Below are 18,494 nucleotides of genomic sequence, written 5' to 3'. Positions count from 1 at the left end.
TTCCACCGACTCGAAAGCAAGCGGATGGAATTATCTGCGGCGCAAGGATATTGACTCTTAGGCGGAATCTAGACGTGGTGTTGGAACCCGCCTGTTTGCCTGCACTGCTGCATGCGGTCAACGCCAGCAACACCGCGAGTGCGGCAGCAGAGATGGTCGGCAACCGCCACCCAATAGCCGTGGTTCCCTCCCCAAGCCTGCAACGTCGGAAGCATTCCACGTTGCAGGCAATCTTTTAGTTGACGTGAGAGCTACGCACGGGACCCTGAGGCTGGATAGTCAAGCGTCCGTAAAGCTGATGAAGCGGTGGTAGAAGTCTGGTGTTTCGGCAAGCACTCCGCGCTCACGCCGATCGATGTCGGCGTCGCCCGCAAGGCGCCCCGCATTGAAGCGTAGGTCCGCGTGCGTTTGCCGCATCGTGGTGGCCGAAAGTCGTTTCGCGCAGCGGAAGTGATCTTACAAGCGCAGCGGCAATATACGGCTACCGGGTGTAGGTATGCTGGTTGGGGCCCAGTAAATCATTGCGCCTTATCGATGAAAGGACTTGGATGCCTAGACCAGCGTGGAATGACCTGCAGCTGAATCGGCGGACGTTCATTTCCGCCACGATGGCCGGCGGCGTGGGTGTGATGCTGGCCGGGTGCGGGAGGTCGACTGATCCCGCATCCAAGCTCGAGCAGGCCATCGCTGCCGCCGAGAAGGCGCGGCCACATACTGGACGCACGGTGACCGCCACGCTCACACCGCAACCGGCAACCATTGACCTGGGCGGCCCGCTCGCGCGGTCGTGGGCGTACGGGGACGCGCTCCCCGGTCCACTGATCCGCGCCAACGTTGGCGATGAGCTCGCCGTCACCGTCAAGAACCGGCTCGACCGCCCTACCTCAGTACACTGGCATGGCATCGCCTTGCGCAATGACATGGACGGTGTTTTCCCCGCCACCCCGAATATCGCTGCCAATAGCGACTTCACCTACCGATTCACCTCCCCCCATCCCGGCACCTACTGGGCACACCCACACGTCGGCTTGGAAGCCGATTACGGGCTTTATCTGCCGGTCATCATCGACGACCCCGCCGAGCCGGCCAACTACGACGCTGAATGGATCGTGGTCCTCGACGACTGGACGGACGGGATCAGCAAGAGTCCCCAACAGATTTACGATGCACTCAAAAGCCAATCCATGCCTGCCGAGATGCCCGGCATGGGTGCGATGCCCGGAATGAACCCGGTCGGATCCAGCAACCTGCTTGGCAGAGACTCTGGCGACGTCGACTACCCGTACTATCTGGTCAACGGGCGCGTCCCCACGGCGCCAACCTCATTCGCGGCCAAGCCGGGCCAGCGGATCCGCATCCGGTTCATCAATGTCGGTGCCGACACCGCCTTTCGGGTTGCCTTGGGCGGGCACGTTATGACGGTCACGCACACCGACGGTTTTCCGGTCGTCCCGACCGACGTGGACGCTTTGCTGCTGGGGATGGCCGAACGCTACGACGTCATCGTCACCGCCGGCGACGGAGTCTTCCCGTTGGTCGCCGTGCCGGAAGGGAAAAAGGCACCGGCTGGGCGAGCCTTGCTGTCCACCGGCGCCGGCACCGCACCTGAGGTCAACTTCCAGCCGCCCGAACTCAACCGGCGGGTGGGTGTCGTCGATATGTTCGCCGCTACGCCGGCAGCCAGCTTGGGGTCAACCAAGACGGACGTCGATCTGGCTCTCGAACTCACCGGGTCGATGACAAAATACGACTGGTCCATCAACGGCAAGTCCTATCCGAATAGCCCGGCGCCGACCATCAAACAAGGACAGCGGGCCACCCTGACCTTCACCAACTCCACGATGATGTATCACCCCATGCATCTGCACGGCCACACGTTCCAGGTGATCAAACCGGACGGCAGCCTAGGTGCGAGAAAGGACACCGTCAACGTGTTGCCCCGCCAGAAGGTCAGCGCTGTCCTGGTTGCCGACAACCCGGGCATCTGGATGATTCACTGCCACAACGCCTATCACCAAGAAGCCGGCATGATGACCAGCCTCAACTACACCGCCTTCACCACCTAGAAAGTCGCACTCGCAGCATGCCGCATAGTCCCATCGGTGCCAGCGGTTCTCCAATGAGCCGACCTGCCACGCGCAACGCGTCGGAACGCCGCGGTCTGTCGACAATTTGCCGTGAGTTTCTCGCTATCGTCTTGTCCCGGCCATCGCAAGGAAGCGACGATGGCCCCGGGTCGTGGATCGGCTTCGTTCATCCATCGCGGCCAATCGGTCGGGCTGACCTTATAGACGGTGCGACAAATCCCGGCGATCGACGACCGCAGCGCCGTGCGGGAACGTCCGACATGGCCTCAACGCAGGCCTGTTCCAAGTCCGCGCGCAGTTCGCCGAACTCATTGCGCGCGAAAGCCATTTGCAGACCCTTCTCGGCCACGCCTCACAGGCCGAGCCCACCGAACACGACCATTCCACGGTGTGCTGGATCTTGGAGAGCGACCTGGATGTCGGCGACAAGCATCGAGCACGCCCATCCGCGATGCGACAATCGGTACCGGTCCGCAGGCCTCGCAATGCCGTTGATTTCTTGAGCTATTCGACTGCAGCCGAACGGGCGCCATTGGGTCCGGGCCCTGATAAAGCCGCGGGAGACGGGATCGCGGGATACGCAACCGCTTCGCGATGAAACGAGCTCAAAGCCGCGACCACAGTACTTGACCAAGTCCGCGGCCGTCTTTATGAGACGAGATGGGTGACGAACGTCGGGTGCACCAGTAACGCGAGGCCGAGGACGACGAGTATTGCCGCTGTCGCGCGCCTTATATGATCGCCGAAGGGCGCGACTTTTTCCAGCCAGATGACGACCGATAGCGCCAGCATCCACGCCAATTGCATTGTGCCAAAAGCGATCAAAACCCCCATAAGCATCCAACAGGAACCCAGACAGTAGATGCCATAGCGGCCTCCGGCAAGCATTGCCCCAGGTGCACTGCTGAGGTGGTCGCCTGGCCTGACAGACAACGACATGGACCGGTGGCAGTGACGCAGACACGTCGCCTTGAGTGGTGTGAGCTGATGCAGCCCCGCGACCACCGCGACCGCGCCGGCGATGCGGCCGACCCACGGACAGGTGTGTAGCACCGGGTTGAGATGAGTCGATGCCACAAACGCCGGGATGCCCACCACGGTCCACACGGCCAGGTAGCCGACGACGAAGACGATCGCTGCAGCGGCGTTGCCTCCGGCCGTGCGGGCATAGCGGCCGACCACGGGTAAAACCGCGGGAAGCATCATCGCCGCCATCATGGCCACCCACGCAATGAGGAACGCGGCTAGCGACATCGTGGATTGCGTATCCATCGGCATCGCGTCGCCACGCATGCCCGCCGCGCTGACCACCGACCACCACCAGCCCACACCCGCTAAACCCAGCAGCAGCGCCGGTAACCAAATATCAGTCCTCGTACGTCCGTGACTGCGGCCGTTGTCCACTTCACCCGCTCCCTTCGGTAGCGCCCACGATACGACCACGATCTAAACACTACCCACCCGGGGTGGGGTGGGATATGATGGCTGGAACCGGCGTTGATTTGGGAGTGGTGACAGGTATGGGCGAGGAATTGACGGCGAAAAAGCACGCGGCGTTGAATCGGCTCAAGACGGCTCGGGGGCACCTCGACGGGATCATCCGGATGCTGGAATCCGACGCGTACTGCGTGGATGTGATGAAGCAGATCTCAGCCGTGCAGTCTTCGCTGGAGCGGGCAAACCGGGTGATGTTGCACAACCACTTGGAGACGTGTTTTTCCTCGGCGGTGCTGGGTGGCCGTGGGCAACCGGCCATCGAAGAACTGATTGACGCCGTCAAGTTCACCCCGGCACTGACCGGCCCGCAGGCCCAGCTCGGCGGTGCCGCCGTCGGCGAGCCTAACGATAAAGAACCCGCGACCGTGGGCAGCCGCGAGTAACGAACCCCGATGTGTGGTAACGGTCAGTAACTAGCACACGCCACCGCATAGCGGGGCGACGAGATCAGAGGGAGCGTGGAAGATGTTGGCGTTGCATGGGTTTATGGCCAAGGCGGTGCCCACTGTGGTCACCGGCGCGGTAGGGGTCGCCGCCTACGAGGCGCTACGCAAAGGCGCGGCCAAGATACCGTTGCGCTCTGCGACAGTGGCCGTGACCGCCTGGGGCATCCGCGTTGGCCGCGAGGCCGAGCGAAAGGCGGGCGAGAGTGCCGAGCGGGCCAGACTGACCGCCGCAGACGTGATCGCCGAGGCCAAAGAACGCCTCGGGGACGACGTCACACTGGTGGCGGCTGACTCGGGCCACCCCGATGACCACTGACACTATCGCCGATGGCGATCTCGCGCTGAAGGTCGTCTCCAACGCGTCGGGGCGAATGCGTGTGCATGTCACGGGGTTTCGCGTCGACGCGGCCCGGGCCGTCGCGATCGAGGAGACTACTAGCAAGGTGAGCGGCGTGGAGGCGGTGTATGCCTACCCGCGCACCGCCTCGGTGGTGATCTTGTATTCGCGCGAAAGCTGCGACACCGCAGCAGTATTGGCGGCGATCGCCGATGCGGAACACATCCCTGCCGTGTCGATACCTGCGCGTGCCCCGCGCTCGGCTGATGCCCGCCACATCGGTGTGGTGCGAAGAATTGCCAGCGGGATCGGGCTGGCGCTGTTTGGCGTCCGCCGCGCCATGCAATCTCCCGCGCCGGAGGTCGAGAGCAGCGGTGGCTGCGGGTCAGGACCGGCCACGTGTGGCCAACTGTCGCCGCGTGAGCAGAACCAGCGTCAGCGCCGAACGTGGCTGCGACGACTATGGCTGGCCATGCCGCTAGGGCTACTGGCGATGGCGTCGCCGATGCTGTTCGGCGCCTACCCGTGGGCGGGGTGGTTGGCTTTCGCCGCGACGCTACCGGTGCAATTCATCGCCGGCTGGCCCTTTCTCAAGGGGGCCGTGCAGCAGGCGCGGGCACGGACGGCGAATATGGACACGCTGATCGCGCTGGGCACACTGACCGCGTTCCTCTACTCCACCTATGAGTTGTTCGCTGGCGGCCCACTGTTTTTCGACACCGCCGCGTTGATCATCGCGTTCGTGGTGTTGGGCCGCTACTTCGAGGCCAGAGCTACTGGCAAGGCATCAGAGGCGATCAGCAAGCTGCTGGAGATGGGCGCCAAAGAAGCCGTGCTGCTCGTGGACGACCAGGAGCTGCTCGTCGCGGTGGATCAGGTGCAAGTCGGAGACCTGGTGCGGGTACGGCCGGGGCAGCAGATCCCCGTCGACGGTGAGGTCACCGATGGGCGCGCCGCCGTCGATGAGTCGATGCTGACCGGCGAGTCCATCCCGGTCGAGAAAACGGTAGGCGACCACGTCGCCGGGGCCACCGTCAACGTCAACGGCGTGCTGACCATACGCGCCACCGCCGTCGGCTCCGATACCGCGCTCGCTCACATCGTGCGCCTCGTTGAGCAAGCACAAGGCGGCAAGGCCCCCGTGCAGCGGCTGGCCGACCGGGTTTCAGCAGTGTTCGTGCCGGCCGTCGTCGGGGTTGCCGCCGCAACGTTTGCCAGCTGGACGCTGTTGGCCGCCAACCCGATCGCGGGCATGACCGCGTCGGTGGCGGTGTTGATCATCGCCTGCCCGTGTGCGCTGGGGCTGGCCACCCCCACCGCAATCACCGTGGGCACCGGCCGGGGGGCCGATATGGGAATCCTGGTCAAGGGCGGCGAGGTACTGGAAGCGTCCAAAAAGATCGACACCGTGGTGTTCGACAAGACCGGCACTCTCACCCGCGCCCAGATGCGGCTCACCGACGTGATCGCCGGCAAGCGCCGTCAGCCAAATCTGGTGCTGCGGCTCGCGGCCGCAGTGGAGTCGGGCTCCGAACACCCCATCGGCGCGGCCATCGTCGCCAGCGCACGCGAGCACGGACTTAAAATCCCGCACGCCACAGAGTTCGCCAACCTCGCCGGTCACGGGGTACGGGCCGACGTCGACGGCCGCCCCGTAATGGTCGGACGGCGCAAGCTCGTCGACGAGCACAATCTGGAGCTGCCCGAGCACCTTGCCGCGGCGGCCACAGGACTCGAAGAACAGGGCCGCACCGCGGTATTCGTCGGCCGCGATGGTCAGGTCGTGGGTGTGCTCGCGGTGGCCGATACGGTCAAAGATGATGCGGCCACGGTGATCCGGCAGCTGCACGCCATGGGGCTCCACGTTGTCATGATCACCGGCGATAACGCGCGCACCGCGGCCGCGATCGCCGCGCAGGTCGGCATTGACCGAGTAGTGGCCGAGGTGTTACCCGAAGACAAAGTCACCGCGATCCGGGCACTGCAGGACGAGGGCCGGGTGGTTGCCATGGTGGGCGACGGCGTCAACGACGCACCCGCCCTGGTGCAAGCCGATTTGGGCATCGCGATCGGAACCGGCACCGACGTGGCCATCGAGGCCTCCGACATCACGTTGATGTCCGGACGCCTCGATGGTGTCGTGCAGGCGATCGAGCTGTCTCGGCAGACCCTGCGCACGATCTATCAAAATCTCGGCTGGGCCTTCGGTTACAACACCGCCGCGATCCCTCTTGCCGCACTCGGCTTGCTCAACCCCGTCATCGCCGGCGCCGCAATGGGATTGTCCTCGGTAAGCGTGGTGACCAACTCGCTGCGGCTACGCAACTTCGGCCGCGACACCCACCAGGCCGTCACCTCTAGCCCTCAAGCTGCAATGAGTCAGTAACTGCCTCGCTCAGTCATCGTCAGGAACAAACACAGAAAATGCTCCTGCCCGCAGATTAGGCTGCGGCAAAAGCTATTTCGGCCTTTGGCGATGCCGCCAATTGCTCCGGCGATGTCCCATCGGCAACCAAACAACCCCGGCCCATGCCTCGGTGATTCCGAAAACGATTGCGTCCCCACCGCCGGACAGACAGTTAGGCCTATACATCCGATGAAATCGACGTCATGTACCCCCGACCGGTATGATCGAGGTCTTGGTGGCCGACCCACCCGTCACCACGCGGCACACGACCCAATGACGAAGTTGCTCGGAGGCCCAGTGCAAACCACTCACGGATATGTAGCGCATAAGGACAACTATGCCAAGCGACTGCACCGAATCGAGGGCCAGATTCGCGGCATCGCCAAGATGATCGACGACGACAAGTATTGCATCGACGTTCTCACTCAAATCAGCGCAGCCAGCAGCGGTTTAAGGTCTGTGGCGCTAAACCTGCTCGACGACCACCTTGACCACTGCGTAAGCCAAGCACTCGCTCAGGGCGGCGACGAGGCCGACGCGAAGCTGGCCGAAGCCTCCGCCGCTATCGCGCGCCTCGTTCGCTCCTGACTACCGCGATAGACACAGGTGACCGCGAGGCGTAGCCACGCTGCGATACCTGTGCCGCTACCGGATGTTCGGCGCACGCTCCTCCCAGGACGAAGTGTCGGCGACGTCGCCCAACACATACGCCCCAAAAGCCCCCTCTCCGCTTGTCGCTGCGCCCGCCCACCTCTGGCCGCCCTATAACCGCTGATCCGCGATCATCAGATTGCACAGCCTCTCCCCCGGACTTCGGCTCAGGGTGCAGACCCGGCACCGCATTGCCCTGCGACAAACATACGCTTGGCCCACGTTGATCTACCTACCCTACCGGGGTAATGTTTAGCCATGGAAGCAGCTTGCCGCTGCCGCTCTAAACCCACCGTCCGGGTCCGTGGCAAATCCATTCGGACGCGGCTTGCACTGCTAGTGCGGCCACTCCACATGATGGCAAACATCCTGTTCAGTGTTGTCGTAACCTTAGCTGTTAGTGGACTCGCAACGACCGCCCGCGCTGACCCGAGCCCGTTCAGCAATCTCAGTTGTTCCTGCCAGTTGCCCGCGGGGCTCAGCCATGCTGACCCTGACCCGATCCTCGAAGGAATCCAAGACGGTCTTTCTCATCAGCAACCCACTATCCGACGGCTTCAGTAATCTCGGTCAAACTCCCAGCCGGATCCGGTCTGGGCATGTTGGTGTTGGCACGGCGCGGCAGTCAACTCGCCGATGCACAAGATCGGTGTCGCAGTCCTCGCAACCGGGCCGCGATCCCGAATCCCGTTGTCTCACGGGTGAATCGCGCGTCCGGCTGCGGACGCAAGGTGCGGAATCAGCGATGACCCGGCTGTAACCGCTAGACGCGCTGCAGGCAATGCCTCGACCATCTAGAGCAGGAGGGTGCCCCGGCGCCCTCGGCAACGGCAGCAGCAGACCAGGCGTTTGTCTGTTTTCACCAAGCCGAGGACCGCCGACATCCGCCACAAAAGACTATGGGGCGTTCACAAGCGTAGTTCGCCCAGCAGCCGTCATCCGGAGTTCGCCTGGATCGGTTCGCGCTCCGTGAGAACGAGCGATCTGCGACGCCGCCCGCGACTATGCAGCACGCTAGCGACTGCGACGACTAGGCAGGTCGCCGCTGGCACCACCAGTGCATACCCGCCAAGTCGATTGCCGATCAGCAGCCCGGCTACGCCGCCTATAAGAAACAGCACTAATGTCGCTGTCAAGACGGCGGCTTTCCATTTGTCGATTCCGTGCCGTCGGCTACGGCCGAGCATTAGCCCGAGGTCGGTGACAGTGCCAGTGAAATGGGTCGTACGGATAGACATCCCGCGAATGCTTGAGGTCAAACCATTTTGCAGTCCAAGGGCGGCGGCGGCGAACAGCGCCTGAACGACGGCGGAATGAATCCCGACCGCGGAAATCTGCGCCTTAACGGCGGCATTCTCCACTCCGACGGCTGCAAAAAGAAGCAATCCGGCTTCTGCGATCAGGACGGCTGCATGCCGCGTACCTGTCTGGGCTTGACTAGCCGCGAGGATTGCGCCAGCCGCCGTGGTACCGGCCAAAAATCCCGATAGAATCGCGGCGAGCACATGGCCCTCATACAGCCACGGGTTGGCTGTATCCATGCCTAATTCGGTGGTGACACCGGTCAGATTACCCACCGGAAACGCCAACACCAGAATGGCTACCGCGTTGACGTAACCAGCAACCGAGGCGAGCAGCCCGCTGTAGCCAACCAACAGTCCCTGTGGTGGCAACCAGCGTCTGGTACGTGTCTGTCGCATCATCTTCTTCCGTCCTCGGCGGTACAAGAGGAAATTCTAACGTGCGTACATGTCCGTTCAGCGCACGGAAAGTGCTGTGAAGGCTTGCTATTGTGCGACGGGGACCGTGTGCCGATCGGTGCGGCCCCCAGCTCAGGCAGCTAGCGAGCTCCACTTCACTACTCAGTCTGGATGCGCTGCTGCGGATGGATGTTGTTGTGGGCCTGTATGTTTGGCTATTCCCGGTAATTTATCGATGACTCACCGCAACAATTTTGCGGTGTTCGCTAAAGTGGGAGCACTTGCAATGGTGTGAGCCTGTCCCCGGGACTGCCGACAACCTATCGAGCCGTCGGTGTGCGCGCTAAGCCAGCAACCGGCCGGCAATATCCTCGCGGCCACGAAAGCAATCGAAGGGGCACGACATGGATTTCGCAGTACTACCGCCGGAGGTTAACTCCGCGCGGATGTACGCCGGTCCGGGCTCTGGACCGATGCTGGCCGCCGCCATGGCATGGGACGAATTGGCGGCCGCGCTGCAGTCGGCGGCGAACTCGTACCAGGCGGAGATCATCGCCCTGACCTCAGGTCCGTGGGTTGGCCCGTCGGCGGCCGCCATGACCGCGGCGATCGCGCCCTATCTGGAGTGGATGCGGACCACCGGCGCCCAGGCCGAAGAAGCCGCCACCAACGCCCGGGCCGCGGCCTTCGCCTACGAGACGGCATTCGCCGAGACGGTGCCACCGCCGGTGATTACCGCCAACCGCACCCTGCTGGCGAACCTCGTCACGACCAACTTCCTCGGGCAGAACACGCCGGCGATCGCCACCACCGAGACCGAGTATGCCGAGATGTGGGCGCGCGACACCGCGGCCATGTTCGGCTACGCGGGTTCTGCGGCCGCAGCGACACGGCTGACGCCCTTCGCCCAACCGGATGAGATGACGAATTCGGAGGCCGGCCAATCCCAGGCGATGACCCGGGTAACCGGCACCGCCGCCGGACGCATGCGCAATGCCGTGGCCCAGCAATCGTTTTCCACGGTGCCCAACACGTTGACCAGAGCCGCGGTGACGCCAGCGGCCGTCGACCCATCTTCGGCGACGGACCTGTTGGGCCTAGAGAGCGATCTCATCGCGATCTTCCTGAACGCGCCGGCCAGCGTCGCGGGACTTGGAATCGCGTCACCGTCGGCCGCGATCGCTCTTCCGTTCGACATCGCCGGTGCGCTGACTGGTTTCCACACCGATGACATCGTCAGCGGCTGGGCCGGGGTGCAGCCCTGGCCGGGGACGGGCGCGGTGCCGCCATCGCCGTTCCCGGTCATCACGAACCCAGCCGGCGGATCGTTGGCGTCGGCGGGTCTGGCCGAGGCGAACACTGTTGGAGGCTTGTCGGTGCCACCGGGGTGGACGGTTGCGGCCCCGGCGGCGATACGGCCGGCCGCTTTGGCCTTGCCGGCCACCAGCGTCGGCGCCGCGGCCGCGGCCGCGCCGAGTGGCGCCCGCAGCCTGTTCGGCGAGATGGCGGTGGCGAGCATGGCCGGTCGCGCGTTGGCCGGAATCGGCGCCCTGGATCGGGAGCGAAGCAAGACCGAAACGGTGAAGAACTCGCGCGACCCAAATAAGCACCAGAAAAACGAGATTGGCGAGCAGGCAACCGCGGCGCAGGTTTCACCGGAGGACTCAATCGCGAGCATCACCGCCGAGCTTCGCGAACTGACATCGCTGCGCGACGCAGGAATCTTGACCCAGCAGGAATTCGAAGAGCAGAAAAAGCGCCTGCTTCCGAGCTGACCAGGTGTCTGTTGTCGTCCTATCTGAGACAAGCGTGGCCGCGGTCTGGGGGATGTCCGAAACGGCGGTGGTGGCGGGTGCGATGCGTTGCATCCGCCAGAATGCAAGGAGCCTAAGCGTGCCAACGACGTTGGGCATTTCGGCGATCGCTAGGCCGCCCGAGTGGGTCACGACGACGCCACGGACGATCCCACCGCCATCCGTTCAGCGCGTTGATGACCAGCCGCGGAATCACGGTATTGCCGTGCCACCATGGAGGTCACGCTGCTCGACGCTACTGCGAACGCTTGGCCGACCACGCCGTGCCAATCACACGTCATACCAACTTCCGGGCCGTCGGAAGCCACATCGAACCTAAGCAAGACAGGAACTGATCGGTTTCGTTCGTCCACAAAGAAACAGCGCAAGAGAAAGGTCTGAAGTCGTCGAGCCCGACCCACGCTGCCCGTCTGCCATGCATGATCGATCCGGGGGAAGGTCGGGGCCGGGTCAGGCTAGGGCGCTTCCGGCCTGCCATTGCGCCCAAGGCACACTCCAGTCACCGTTGTTCTGCAACGACAGTGACGGGCCCCCGGTGTTGCGGATCTCGACGATGTCGCCTGGTTGGGAAAAGCCGAAGAACCATTTGGCGTTGTCGCCGTTGAGGTTTAGACAGCCATGGGAAGTATCGGTGTTGCCCTGGGCCCACACTGTGCTGTCGAGTTGGTGAAGATAGATGCCGTCGGGGCTGATGCGGGTGGCGTAGTTGATGGTCTCGCGGTAGCCGAGGTGGGAGTTGACGGGCAGGCCATAGGTAGACGAATCCATCACGACCGGATTGGACTTATCCATCACGGTGTAGACACCTGGCGGGGTCCAAAACGTCAGGGTCTGGCCGCCGATGGTTTCCGTTCCGCCCATGCCCATCGAGGTGGGCATGGTGCGCACCAGAACGCCGTTGTTGTAAACGTTGACCTGCTTGGTGTTGTCGTCGGCGATAGACACATGGGCGTCACCGATGGTGAACGACGTCTGTTGGTCCTCTTGGCCGTACAATCCGTTGCCCAGCGGCGCGCCGTAGATGTTGGCTGCCACGCTGATTTTCGTGCCCGCCGGGTAGTAGTGCTTAGGGCGCCAATGGGCGTTCTGGTCATCAACCCAATACCAGGATCCTTCGACGGGCGGAGCCGTCGTCACAGTCAGTCGGCGCTGCGTGGCCGTGCGATCGATGATGGGTTCGTCGAAGTGGGCGACGATGACCGTGCCGACCCCGTAGGTGCCGCGGTCGTGCAGCACCGCACCCGAGGTGGTGGTCAGCGACACCGAAGCCTGATTACTGGGTGTGAGCGTGGTGAACCGGTACATCTGTGAAGCGGGAGTTCCCGTCGGCCCCCGACTGACCACAGTGATGGTGTAGCTGCGGCCGTAGCCAAGCGCTACGCCGGGCTTCCACACGAGGCGGTCGGGGGTCATGGCACCCGGGATCGGCTTGTCCTGATCGTTGATCATCTGCACGTCGGTCAGGGTGGTGCCGTTGGCGGCGCTCACCGTGACAGCGCCCAGCGGGTCGACGTTCACGGCGTTGGGGTCCGGGGTGACGGTGACGGTCGCGGGCGTTTCACGGCGGGGGGCCGACTCGGTGGGAAGCGCACCGTTGTGGTCATCGCCTCGCCCGATCACCACCACCGCCACCACGGCCATCACCATGACACTGATCACGGCGACCGCGATGAGGCTCATGCGAGTCCGTCGATCAATAGACACGAGACGCCTTTGTCCTTCCCACATTCGTTGTCACCGGCGCGGCGCGCAGGCTACAGCCAGGTACTGCATCAGCAGCTATAAGCCCACGTTCGACTAGGGTTGATCGTGAACATTGAAGCTGAGCCGGTCGAAGCTACGGAAGTGCCCAACCACCGCTTCACCGCATCGCTCCATGGATTCCCGCCTCATACCCCTTCAGGGTATAGCATGTTGCAACTCGTTGTATCACCAGCACCAATGTCTGAATCCGTGCGAATATGGCCCGGTCCGGCCACCGCCCACGCTTCTAGCCTTCCCCTGCACAGGGACCACCTTTGGCTCCCCGTCATATGCCTATCCATACAGGGCCGACGCCCGATAATGTTGCTGCTGAGCGTCTTTCAGGTGGCAGCAATCGCCTGTCTCCTTACCGACGCGGTGGCCGGCGCAACGGCGTTGTCTTGTGTGCTCAATACCGGCACCGGATATACAGCCGTCTTCAGGAGCGCTTCATCCACCCCACCAGGCGTCGGCTTATCCTCCACAAGACAAAAACGTCATCGACAACAACCGACGCGCGCCCCCTCGTTTACGCCGGGCCATCCGCAGCCAATAGTCTCAAGTACAGGCGGCGACAGACAGCGAAGCAGATATCATCGTTTGGGCAGAGAGGGCAGGGACGCGACATAGGGCTAGCCGGATACTCGTTCCCACGTGTGAAGGCCTTAAGCGGACGCCATGGCACGGCACTGCTCCGCGCATTGACGGCACGCCCGCGCGCAGTCGCGGCAGTAATCAGTGTCGTGCTTCTCACACCCTGCTGCGCAGGCATCGCAAGTCTCCGCGCATACCGCACAGATTTGAGCGGCCCATCTCGAGCCGCGAGCCAGCAGAGTAACGCAGGCCGCGCATACAGTTGCGCAGTCTTGGCACAACCGGGCACACTCCGCCATGTGAGCATCGGTGATGCAACAGTTGTAATTGCATGCCTCACATGCCTGCTGACATTCGGCGCACGCGTCCAGACACGCCTGATTTCGCTTGTCCACCATCGCCGTCGCCATCATCGCCTCATTTCTGCCTTACCTGTGCCCCCGTAATGGGCGTGACGAAGCCCGCCGCGGCCCGGGCTGACGCGCCCACCATGACCCAATAGTTGCAGCTTAGGCCGCGCGAGGATTCGTGCACAAGGATTTGCGCCGCCGTCGGCTACCGACGTTGCCACCCAACGGAGCCGAGCGCCTTATCCTGAGACGGCCAGCCACCCCACGGTCCGGCGCTTGGCTTGGGGCTGGGCACGGGCGCCTGATGTTCGTCGGCCGACGCTTTGGAACCCCCTCCCGGTATAGGGTGTCTGGGTGCTCCCGATACGCGACCCCAGGATTGGCAGAGAGGAGTTGCGGTGTCCCAGAGCGACGAGCAGGTTACCGGCATGATTTGCGGTCACTGCGAGAGGGCGATTCTTGAGGAAGTCGGCGAGATAGCGGCGTATGAGAAATCGATGTCACTCGTCGACGGTGCAGCACTGCCGGACGCCGTCGCGGCCAAGCTTCTTCATCGAATGGTCGTCAGCCCATGGATTAAGCCATATCAAAGCCGGGAAGCCTTGCTTGGCGCAACCGCGGCCCTCCGCCCTGGCCTCTCCTGCTGGGCAAGTGTCTGAACGATGTGACCAGCAATGAAGGACTGCAGTCCCAGGCGGCTCAGAATTCACGTCGAAGAAAGGAATCCAGTGGCTAAAATGAGAATGGCGGTAGCCGCCGTCACGACGCTGGTCGCGCTCGCGACGCTGACCGCATGTAGCAATTCTGGTAGTCAAGCCAACCAAACGACGTCGCCCACGTCGGCGCCTGCAGAGCAAGCACACAACCAGACCGACGTGACGTTTGCCCAGCAGATGATCCAGCACCACCAGCAGGCCATCCAGATGAGTGACGCGGTACTGGCGAAGCAAGGGATCGACGCTCGGGTAGCGGACGTGGCCAGACAGGTCAAGGCGGCGCAGGCGCCCGAGATTCAGCAGATGCAGTCGTGGCTGAGCCAGTGGCGCATGCCCACTATGCCGATGATGCCGGGCAAAAGCACCATGCCCGATAGCAGCATGCTGCCGATGCCCAGAGAGAGCATGACACCCGGTTCGCAAATGATGCCGGGGATGATGTCGCCGAGCGACATGACCGCGTTGCAGAACGCCCAGGGGGTCGATGCCAGCAAGTTGTTCCTGCAGCAGATGACCCAGCACCATCAGGGCGCGATCACGATGGCGCAAAACGAAATTAACGCCGGTCAATTTCCACCGGCTATCGCTATGGCGCGTTCGATCGTGACCAGTCAGCAGCAGGAAATCACCACGATGCAAAACATCCTGTCAACGCTGTAGGCGGCGGCCAATGGCGAGATGTCACCAGCCCTCGCCAACCGGGTGGTTGTGCACCGACAGGGATGATCGTGAATGCCGCGCCAAGGACCGCCGCGCTAGCGACGGCGATGTTGCCGCCGTGGGCTTTGGCGGTGACCCGTCCACGCTGAGTCACACGCCTGCGTGGTCGATGCTCAAGCGTCCCAACGGTTAGCCGGCTGGTAGCTCGACCACTTTGCCGGTGCCGTTGCCGGCGACGAGTATTCCTCGACGGTGGTGTTCACCGCCACGGCTACGGGATGGTTGCCGGTGAACGGCAGCACCTCAAGTTGCTCGACCCGGATCAAGCTTCACCACCTTGCCGCTCTCGTGGTCGGTGACGTAGACAGCGCCGGTGGTGTCGACAGCGATACCCGAGGGCAATGTGAGCCCGTGAAGGGCAGCACGATCGGGGTGCTCGACCCGGAATGCAACTTCACCACCCCGTCGTTGTCGGAGTCGGTGACGCAGACGGTTCCAGCGGCGTTCACCGCCACACCATCCGGATGATTGAGGCCGGTGAACGGCAGATCAGTCTGCGTGTTCGACCGTGTTTCCATCTTCACCACTTTGGCCGCGCCCTGTGTCGCGACGGAAATGCAGAAGCGACGATGGCATGTTCGCCGACGGCACGCTGGCCGATCGGATTGGCCACAGGACGTCGATCGTGGCCGGCTGCCTGATACTCAGAGTCGGGTTCGCGTTACGGATTCGAGCGTCGGCATCCGGGATGAAAAGTGTTGCCACACCGGATTACGTACCGGCGACTACTGCGAGGCGGACCCGGCAACTCCGCGGTTTGCTAGTTGGCTCCTTATCGGACGCTAGACACCCCACCCTAGGCGCATAAGTTAGGTAAGGCTACCGTAATCTGGTTTGTTTGGGGGTGGTGCTCAGCAGGAGCACAGCCCTAGGCCGCCGATGGCGAAGAGTGAGAGGGGTTGCATATGCGCGCGGTGTTCTTCGGGTTCCAGTCCTGGGGGTACAAGACTCTGCAGGCGATGATCGAGATGGAGCAAAATGTCGTGCTGGCCGTCACCCACCCGTCCAGCGAGGAATCGTACAAGGCGATCTGGTCGGCGCCGGTCGAAGAACTCGCGCGAGACCACGGCATCCCCCTGCATCTCACCGAGACGGTCGACGCCGAAACCATCGACCTGGTCAAGCGCGCCGACCCCGATGTCATCGTCGTCAACAGTTGGTACTACCGGATGCCGGCGGAGCTGTACAACCTGCCGCCGCACGGAACCCTGAATTTCCACGACTCGCTGTTGCCGAGATTCACCGGGTTTTCGCCCGTGCTGTGGGCGTTGATCAGCGGTGAGTCCGAGTTCGGGCTGACGGTGCACCGGATGGACGACGGCCTGGACACCGGGGACATCCTCGTCCAGCGTTCGGTGCCGATCGGCCCCGACGACACCGGCACCGAACTGGTGCTGCGCGGCATGGATCTGATCCCGGGCGTGCTGGCCGAGGCGCTGGGTGCGCTGGAGTCCGGCACCGCGGCCTGGCGGCCGCAGAACAAGGCCGAGCGGACATACTTCCACAAGCGTTCGGAGCGGGACAGTTTGATCGACTGGAGTTGGGCGGCCGAGGACCTGGAGCGGTTCGTGCGCGCGCTGTCCGACCCCTATCCCCGCGCCTTCAGCTTTTACCGCGGTGAGCGGGTCGAGGTCCTCGAGGCGCGCGTCTCCGACGCCGGTTACGGCGGTACACCGGGGCGGGTGATCGTCCAGGAGGAGGGCGGCGCGGTGGTCTGCGGGCCCGACTCGCATCGGGGCAACAATCGCGGCCTGGTGATCACCCGCGTCCGCTCCGCGGACGGGGTCGAGTGTGGCGGCGAAAAGTTCTTCCGGCGAGGCGGTTACCTCACCAGCCGGCCATGAGTCGTTGCCCTTTCTGAAAGACTTTGATGGACAACGCATCTTCGGCCACCACTGCCGCACCGATATCTGCCGTTCCCGCCGCGCAATCGGACATCAGTGCCCCCGCCTACCCGGACAAGATCGACGGCAGATTGCTCTGGATCGGCGCGGTATGCGGCCTGGCCAGCATGATGGGAAACCTGGACGGCACCGCGGTCGCCGTCGCTCAACGAACCTTCGTCACCGAATTCGGCTCCACTGCGGCCATCGTCTCGTGGACCATGACCGGCTACATGCTGGCGTTCGCCGCCGTCGTCCCCGTAACCGGCTGGGCCGCGGACCGATCCGGCACCAAACGCCTCTTCATGGGCGGCGTCCTGGTGTTCACGCTGGCCTCCCTGCTGTGCACAATCGCCCCAAACATCGTGCAGCTCATCGGGTTCCGTGTGCTCCAAGGGATCGGCAGCGGCATCATGACACCGCTGTGCTTCGTGATCTTGACCCGGGAGTCGGGTCCCAAGCGCCTCGGCCGCCTCGTCGCGATAGGGGCAGCTCCGTTCCTGCTCGGACCGCTTGGCGGGCCGATCCTGGGTGGATGGTTGATCGACACCTGCGGCTGGGAGTGGATTTTCCTGATCAACCTGCCGATCGGGCTAGCCGCCCTGGCGGTCGCGGCGCTGATGTTTCCGAAGGACCGCTCCGCGCCGTGGGAAACTCTCGACGTCACCGGCATGCTGCTGCTGTCACCCGGCATGGCGGCCTTGCTGGCCGGGATGTCATCCCTCCCCGGGCGCCGCACGCTAACCGACCACCATGTGCTGCTTCCCGCGATCGCCGGCCTGGCATTGATCGCCGCCTTCGCCGTTCACGCCTGGCGTCGGACGGATGCCCCACTGATCGACCTGCGCCTGTTGAAGAACCGCATGGTCAGGCAGGCCAACCTGACATTGCTGATCTTCGCGGCCACCTATGTCGGAATCTCGTTGCTTGTCCCAAGCTATTTCCAGGTGGCGCTGCACCAGACGCCGATGCAGGCCGGGATGCACTTGATCGCCATGGGGGTGGGCGTCATTGTGACCACACCCGTGGCCGGAATAATCATGGACAGGCGCGGGCCGGGCAAGATCGTCCTCGCTGGCTTCCCGCTGATCGCAGCGGGATTGGGCATCTTCACCATCGGAGTCGCCCGGCACGCAGACTATGCACCGATGCTGATGGCCGGCCTGCTGCTCATGGGCATGGGAATGGGCTGTGTCGCAACGCCTCTCTCCGCGGCCTGCGTGCAGCCGTTGGCGCCGCATCAGATCGCCCGCGGCGCCACGCTGCGCAGCGTCAACAATCAGCTGGGCGGCGCGGTCGGGGCCGCTCTGATGACGGTGCTGTTGACGAATCAACTCATCCACGAAGACACCGGCACCGCGTCCGGCCACCTCGTCCACGCCTACACGCTGGTCTTTGCGGCTGCCGCCGCAGTGGCGGCGATCGCGATCATCGCCGCGGCGTTCCTGCCGGCCACAACCTCCGGGAAATATGATGCAGCACAATCCATTTGATGGCCGGGAGCTGGTAGCCCGGCTCAACGAGACCAACCTTACGAGCGCCCGAGCGC

General features: G+C 63.5%; 16 protein-coding genes and 2 pseudogenes. 11 read left to right on the top strand and 7 right to left on the bottom strand.

Features of this window, described 5'->3' with window-relative positions; all coding sequences use genetic code 11:
- Positions 1-548: 548 nt before the first annotated feature.
- Positions 549-2,066: a multicopper oxidase family protein gene (locus tag AC5Y4T_RS19595; RefSeq protein WP_023870497.1), complete on the top strand. Its 1,518-nt coding sequence runs from the start codon at positions 549-551 to the stop codon at positions 2,064-2,066.
- A 163-nt stretch (positions 2,067-2,229) separates the two neighbouring features.
- Positions 2,230-2,523 (top strand): annotated as a pseudogene (locus tag AC5Y4T_RS19590) (MerR family DNA-binding protein); the annotation flags it as partial.
- Positions 2,524-2,735: 212 nt separating this feature from the next.
- Here AC5Y4T_RS19590 and AC5Y4T_RS19585 read toward each other — a convergent pair.
- On the bottom strand, positions 2,736-3,491 hold the full coding sequence (locus tag AC5Y4T_RS19585; protein WP_023870498.1) for a DUF2182 domain-containing protein: 756 nt from the start codon (positions 3,489-3,491) through the stop codon (positions 2,736-2,738).
- A 116-nt stretch (positions 3,492-3,607) separates the two neighbouring features.
- Between AC5Y4T_RS19585 and csoR the strand changes: the two genes are divergently transcribed.
- The 4 genes from csoR to ricR all read left to right on the top strand — a co-directional run bounded on the left by csoR (position 3,608) and on the right by ricR (position 7,362).
- Positions 3,608-3,967, top strand: a complete 360-nt coding sequence (csoR, locus tag AC5Y4T_RS19580) for a copper-sensing transcriptional repressor CsoR (RefSeq protein ID WP_023870499.1) — start codon at positions 3,608-3,610, stop codon at positions 3,965-3,967.
- An 85-nt stretch (positions 3,968-4,052) separates the two neighbouring features.
- Positions 4,053-4,346, top strand: coding sequence for a DUF1490 family protein (locus AC5Y4T_RS19575; RefSeq protein WP_095663211.1), 294 nt, complete (start codon positions 4,053-4,055; stop codon positions 4,344-4,346).
- Positions 4,347-4,401: 55 nt separating this feature from the next.
- The gene (locus AC5Y4T_RS19570) at positions 4,402-6,753 is read left to right on the top strand and encodes a copper-translocating P-type ATPase (protein ID WP_095663210.1); all 2,352 of its coding nucleotides are present in this window, start codon (positions 4,402-4,404) and stop codon (positions 6,751-6,753) included.
- 318 nt (positions 6,754-7,071) lie between these two features.
- Positions 7,072-7,362, top strand: coding sequence for a copper-sensing transcriptional repressor RicR (ricR, locus tag AC5Y4T_RS19565; RefSeq protein WP_033724624.1), 291 nt, complete (start codon positions 7,072-7,074; stop codon positions 7,360-7,362).
- Positions 7,363-8,360: 998 nt separating this feature from the next.
- On the opposite strand, the gene AC5Y4T_RS19560 is transcribed toward ricR, so the two are convergent.
- The gene (locus AC5Y4T_RS19560) at positions 8,361-9,128 is read right to left on the bottom strand and encodes a YoaK family protein (protein WP_374107874.1); all 768 of its coding nucleotides are present in this window, start codon (positions 9,126-9,128) and stop codon (positions 8,361-8,363) included.
- A 401-nt stretch (positions 9,129-9,529) separates the two neighbouring features.
- On the opposite strand from AC5Y4T_RS19560, the gene AC5Y4T_RS19555 reads away from it, so the two are divergent.
- Positions 9,530-10,900, top strand: a complete 1,371-nt coding sequence (locus AC5Y4T_RS19555; protein ID WP_031354493.1) for a PPE family protein, SVP subgroup — start codon at positions 9,530-9,532, stop codon at positions 10,898-10,900.
- A gap of 489 nt (positions 10,901-11,389) precedes the next feature.
- Here AC5Y4T_RS19555 and AC5Y4T_RS19550 read toward each other — a convergent pair whose 3' ends face one another.
- Both AC5Y4T_RS19550 and AC5Y4T_RS19545 read right to left on the bottom strand, forming a co-directional pair.
- Complete coding sequence (locus AC5Y4T_RS19550; protein WP_023870503.1) at positions 11,390-12,619, bottom strand: L,D-transpeptidase; 1,230 nt, start codon at positions 12,617-12,619, stop codon at positions 11,390-11,392.
- A gap of 728 nt (positions 12,620-13,347) precedes the next feature.
- Positions 13,348-13,674, bottom strand: coding sequence for a four-helix bundle copper-binding protein (locus AC5Y4T_RS19545; protein ID WP_464515760.1), 327 nt, complete (start codon positions 13,672-13,674; stop codon positions 13,348-13,350).
- A gap of 350 nt (positions 13,675-14,024) precedes the next feature.
- Between AC5Y4T_RS19545 and AC5Y4T_RS19540 the strand changes: the two genes are divergently transcribed.
- On the top strand, positions 14,025-14,285 hold the full coding sequence (locus AC5Y4T_RS19540; RefSeq protein ID WP_095663115.1) for a hypothetical protein: 261 nt from the start codon (positions 14,025-14,027) through the stop codon (positions 14,283-14,285).
- Positions 14,286-14,369: 84 nt separating this feature from the next.
- Positions 14,370-15,002: a DUF305 domain-containing protein gene (locus AC5Y4T_RS19535; RefSeq protein ID WP_031354494.1), complete on the top strand. Its 633-nt coding sequence runs from the start codon at positions 14,370-14,372 to the stop codon at positions 15,000-15,002.
- A gap of 173 nt (positions 15,003-15,175) precedes the next feature.
- Here AC5Y4T_RS19535 and AC5Y4T_RS19530 read toward each other — a convergent pair whose 3' ends face one another.
- The 3 genes and pseudogenes from AC5Y4T_RS19530 to AC5Y4T_RS19520 form a co-directional block, all read right to left on the bottom strand.
- Positions 15,176-15,328, bottom strand: a complete 153-nt coding sequence (locus AC5Y4T_RS19530) for a hypothetical protein (RefSeq protein WP_023870505.1) — start codon at positions 15,326-15,328, stop codon at positions 15,176-15,178.
- Positions 15,306-15,404 (bottom strand): hypothetical protein, encoded by a 99-nt coding sequence (locus tag AC5Y4T_RS19525; protein WP_157744829.1) that lies wholly within the window; start codon positions 15,402-15,404, stop codon positions 15,306-15,308. Before AC5Y4T_RS19525 ends, AC5Y4T_RS19530 begins: the two co-directional genes overlap by 23 nt.
- A gap of 95 nt (positions 15,405-15,499) precedes the next feature.
- Positions 15,500-15,580: pseudogene (locus AC5Y4T_RS19520) on the bottom strand (hypothetical protein); the annotation flags it as partial.
- Positions 15,581-15,967: 387 nt separating this feature from the next.
- Between AC5Y4T_RS19520 and AC5Y4T_RS19515 the strand changes: the two are divergent.
- Together AC5Y4T_RS19515 and AC5Y4T_RS19510 are read left to right on the top strand one after the other, a co-directional pair.
- The gene (locus tag AC5Y4T_RS19515; RefSeq protein WP_023870507.1) at positions 15,968-16,906 is read left to right on the top strand and encodes a methionyl-tRNA formyltransferase; all 939 of its coding nucleotides are present in this window, start codon (positions 15,968-15,970) and stop codon (positions 16,904-16,906) included.
- A 26-nt stretch (positions 16,907-16,932) separates the two neighbouring features.
- Complete coding sequence (locus tag AC5Y4T_RS19510; RefSeq protein ID WP_499954940.1) at positions 16,933-18,438, top strand: DHA2 family efflux MFS transporter permease subunit; 1,506 nt, start codon at positions 16,933-16,935, stop codon at positions 18,436-18,438.
- Positions 18,439-18,494: the final 56 nt, after the last annotated feature.

Source organism: Mycobacterium sp. NGS11, assembly GCF_059813315.1.
This window is presented reverse-complemented; position numbering and strand designations above follow the sequence as displayed.

Excerpts from the sequence above, each read along its gene's own strand:
- AC5Y4T_RS19510 (WP_499954940.1), top strand. The coding sequence starts at position 16,933 with ATGGACAACGCATCTTCGGCCACCACTGCCGCACCGATATCTGCCGTT.
- AC5Y4T_RS19550 (WP_023870503.1), bottom strand. The coding sequence starts at position 12,619 with ATGAGCCTCATCGCGGTCGCCGTGATCAGTGTCATGGTGATGGCCGTG.
- AC5Y4T_RS19515 (WP_023870507.1), top strand. The coding sequence starts at position 15,968 with ATGCGCGCGGTGTTCTTCGGGTTCCAGTCCTGGGGGTACAAGACTCTG.
- AC5Y4T_RS19595 (WP_023870497.1), top strand. The coding sequence starts at position 549 with ATGCCTAGACCAGCGTGGAATGACCTGCAGCTGAATCGGCGGACGTTC.
- AC5Y4T_RS19560 (WP_374107874.1), bottom strand. The coding sequence starts at position 9,128 with ATGATGCGACAGACACGTACCAGACGCTGGTTGCCACCACAGGGACTG.
- csoR (WP_023870499.1), top strand. The coding sequence starts at position 3,608 with ATGGGCGAGGAATTGACGGCGAAAAAGCACGCGGCGTTGAATCGGCTC.
- AC5Y4T_RS19555 (WP_031354493.1), top strand. The coding sequence starts at position 9,530 with ATGGATTTCGCAGTACTACCGCCGGAGGTTAACTCCGCGCGGATGTAC.
- AC5Y4T_RS19535 (WP_031354494.1), top strand. The coding sequence starts at position 14,370 with ATGGCGGTAGCCGCCGTCACGACGCTGGTCGCGCTCGCGACGCTGACC.
- AC5Y4T_RS19545 (WP_464515760.1), bottom strand. The coding sequence starts at position 13,674 with ATGGTGGACAAGCGAAATCAGGCGTGTCTGGACGCGTGCGCCGAATGT.
- AC5Y4T_RS19570 (WP_095663210.1), top strand. The coding sequence starts at position 4,402 with ATGCGTGTGCATGTCACGGGGTTTCGCGTCGACGCGGCCCGGGCCGTC.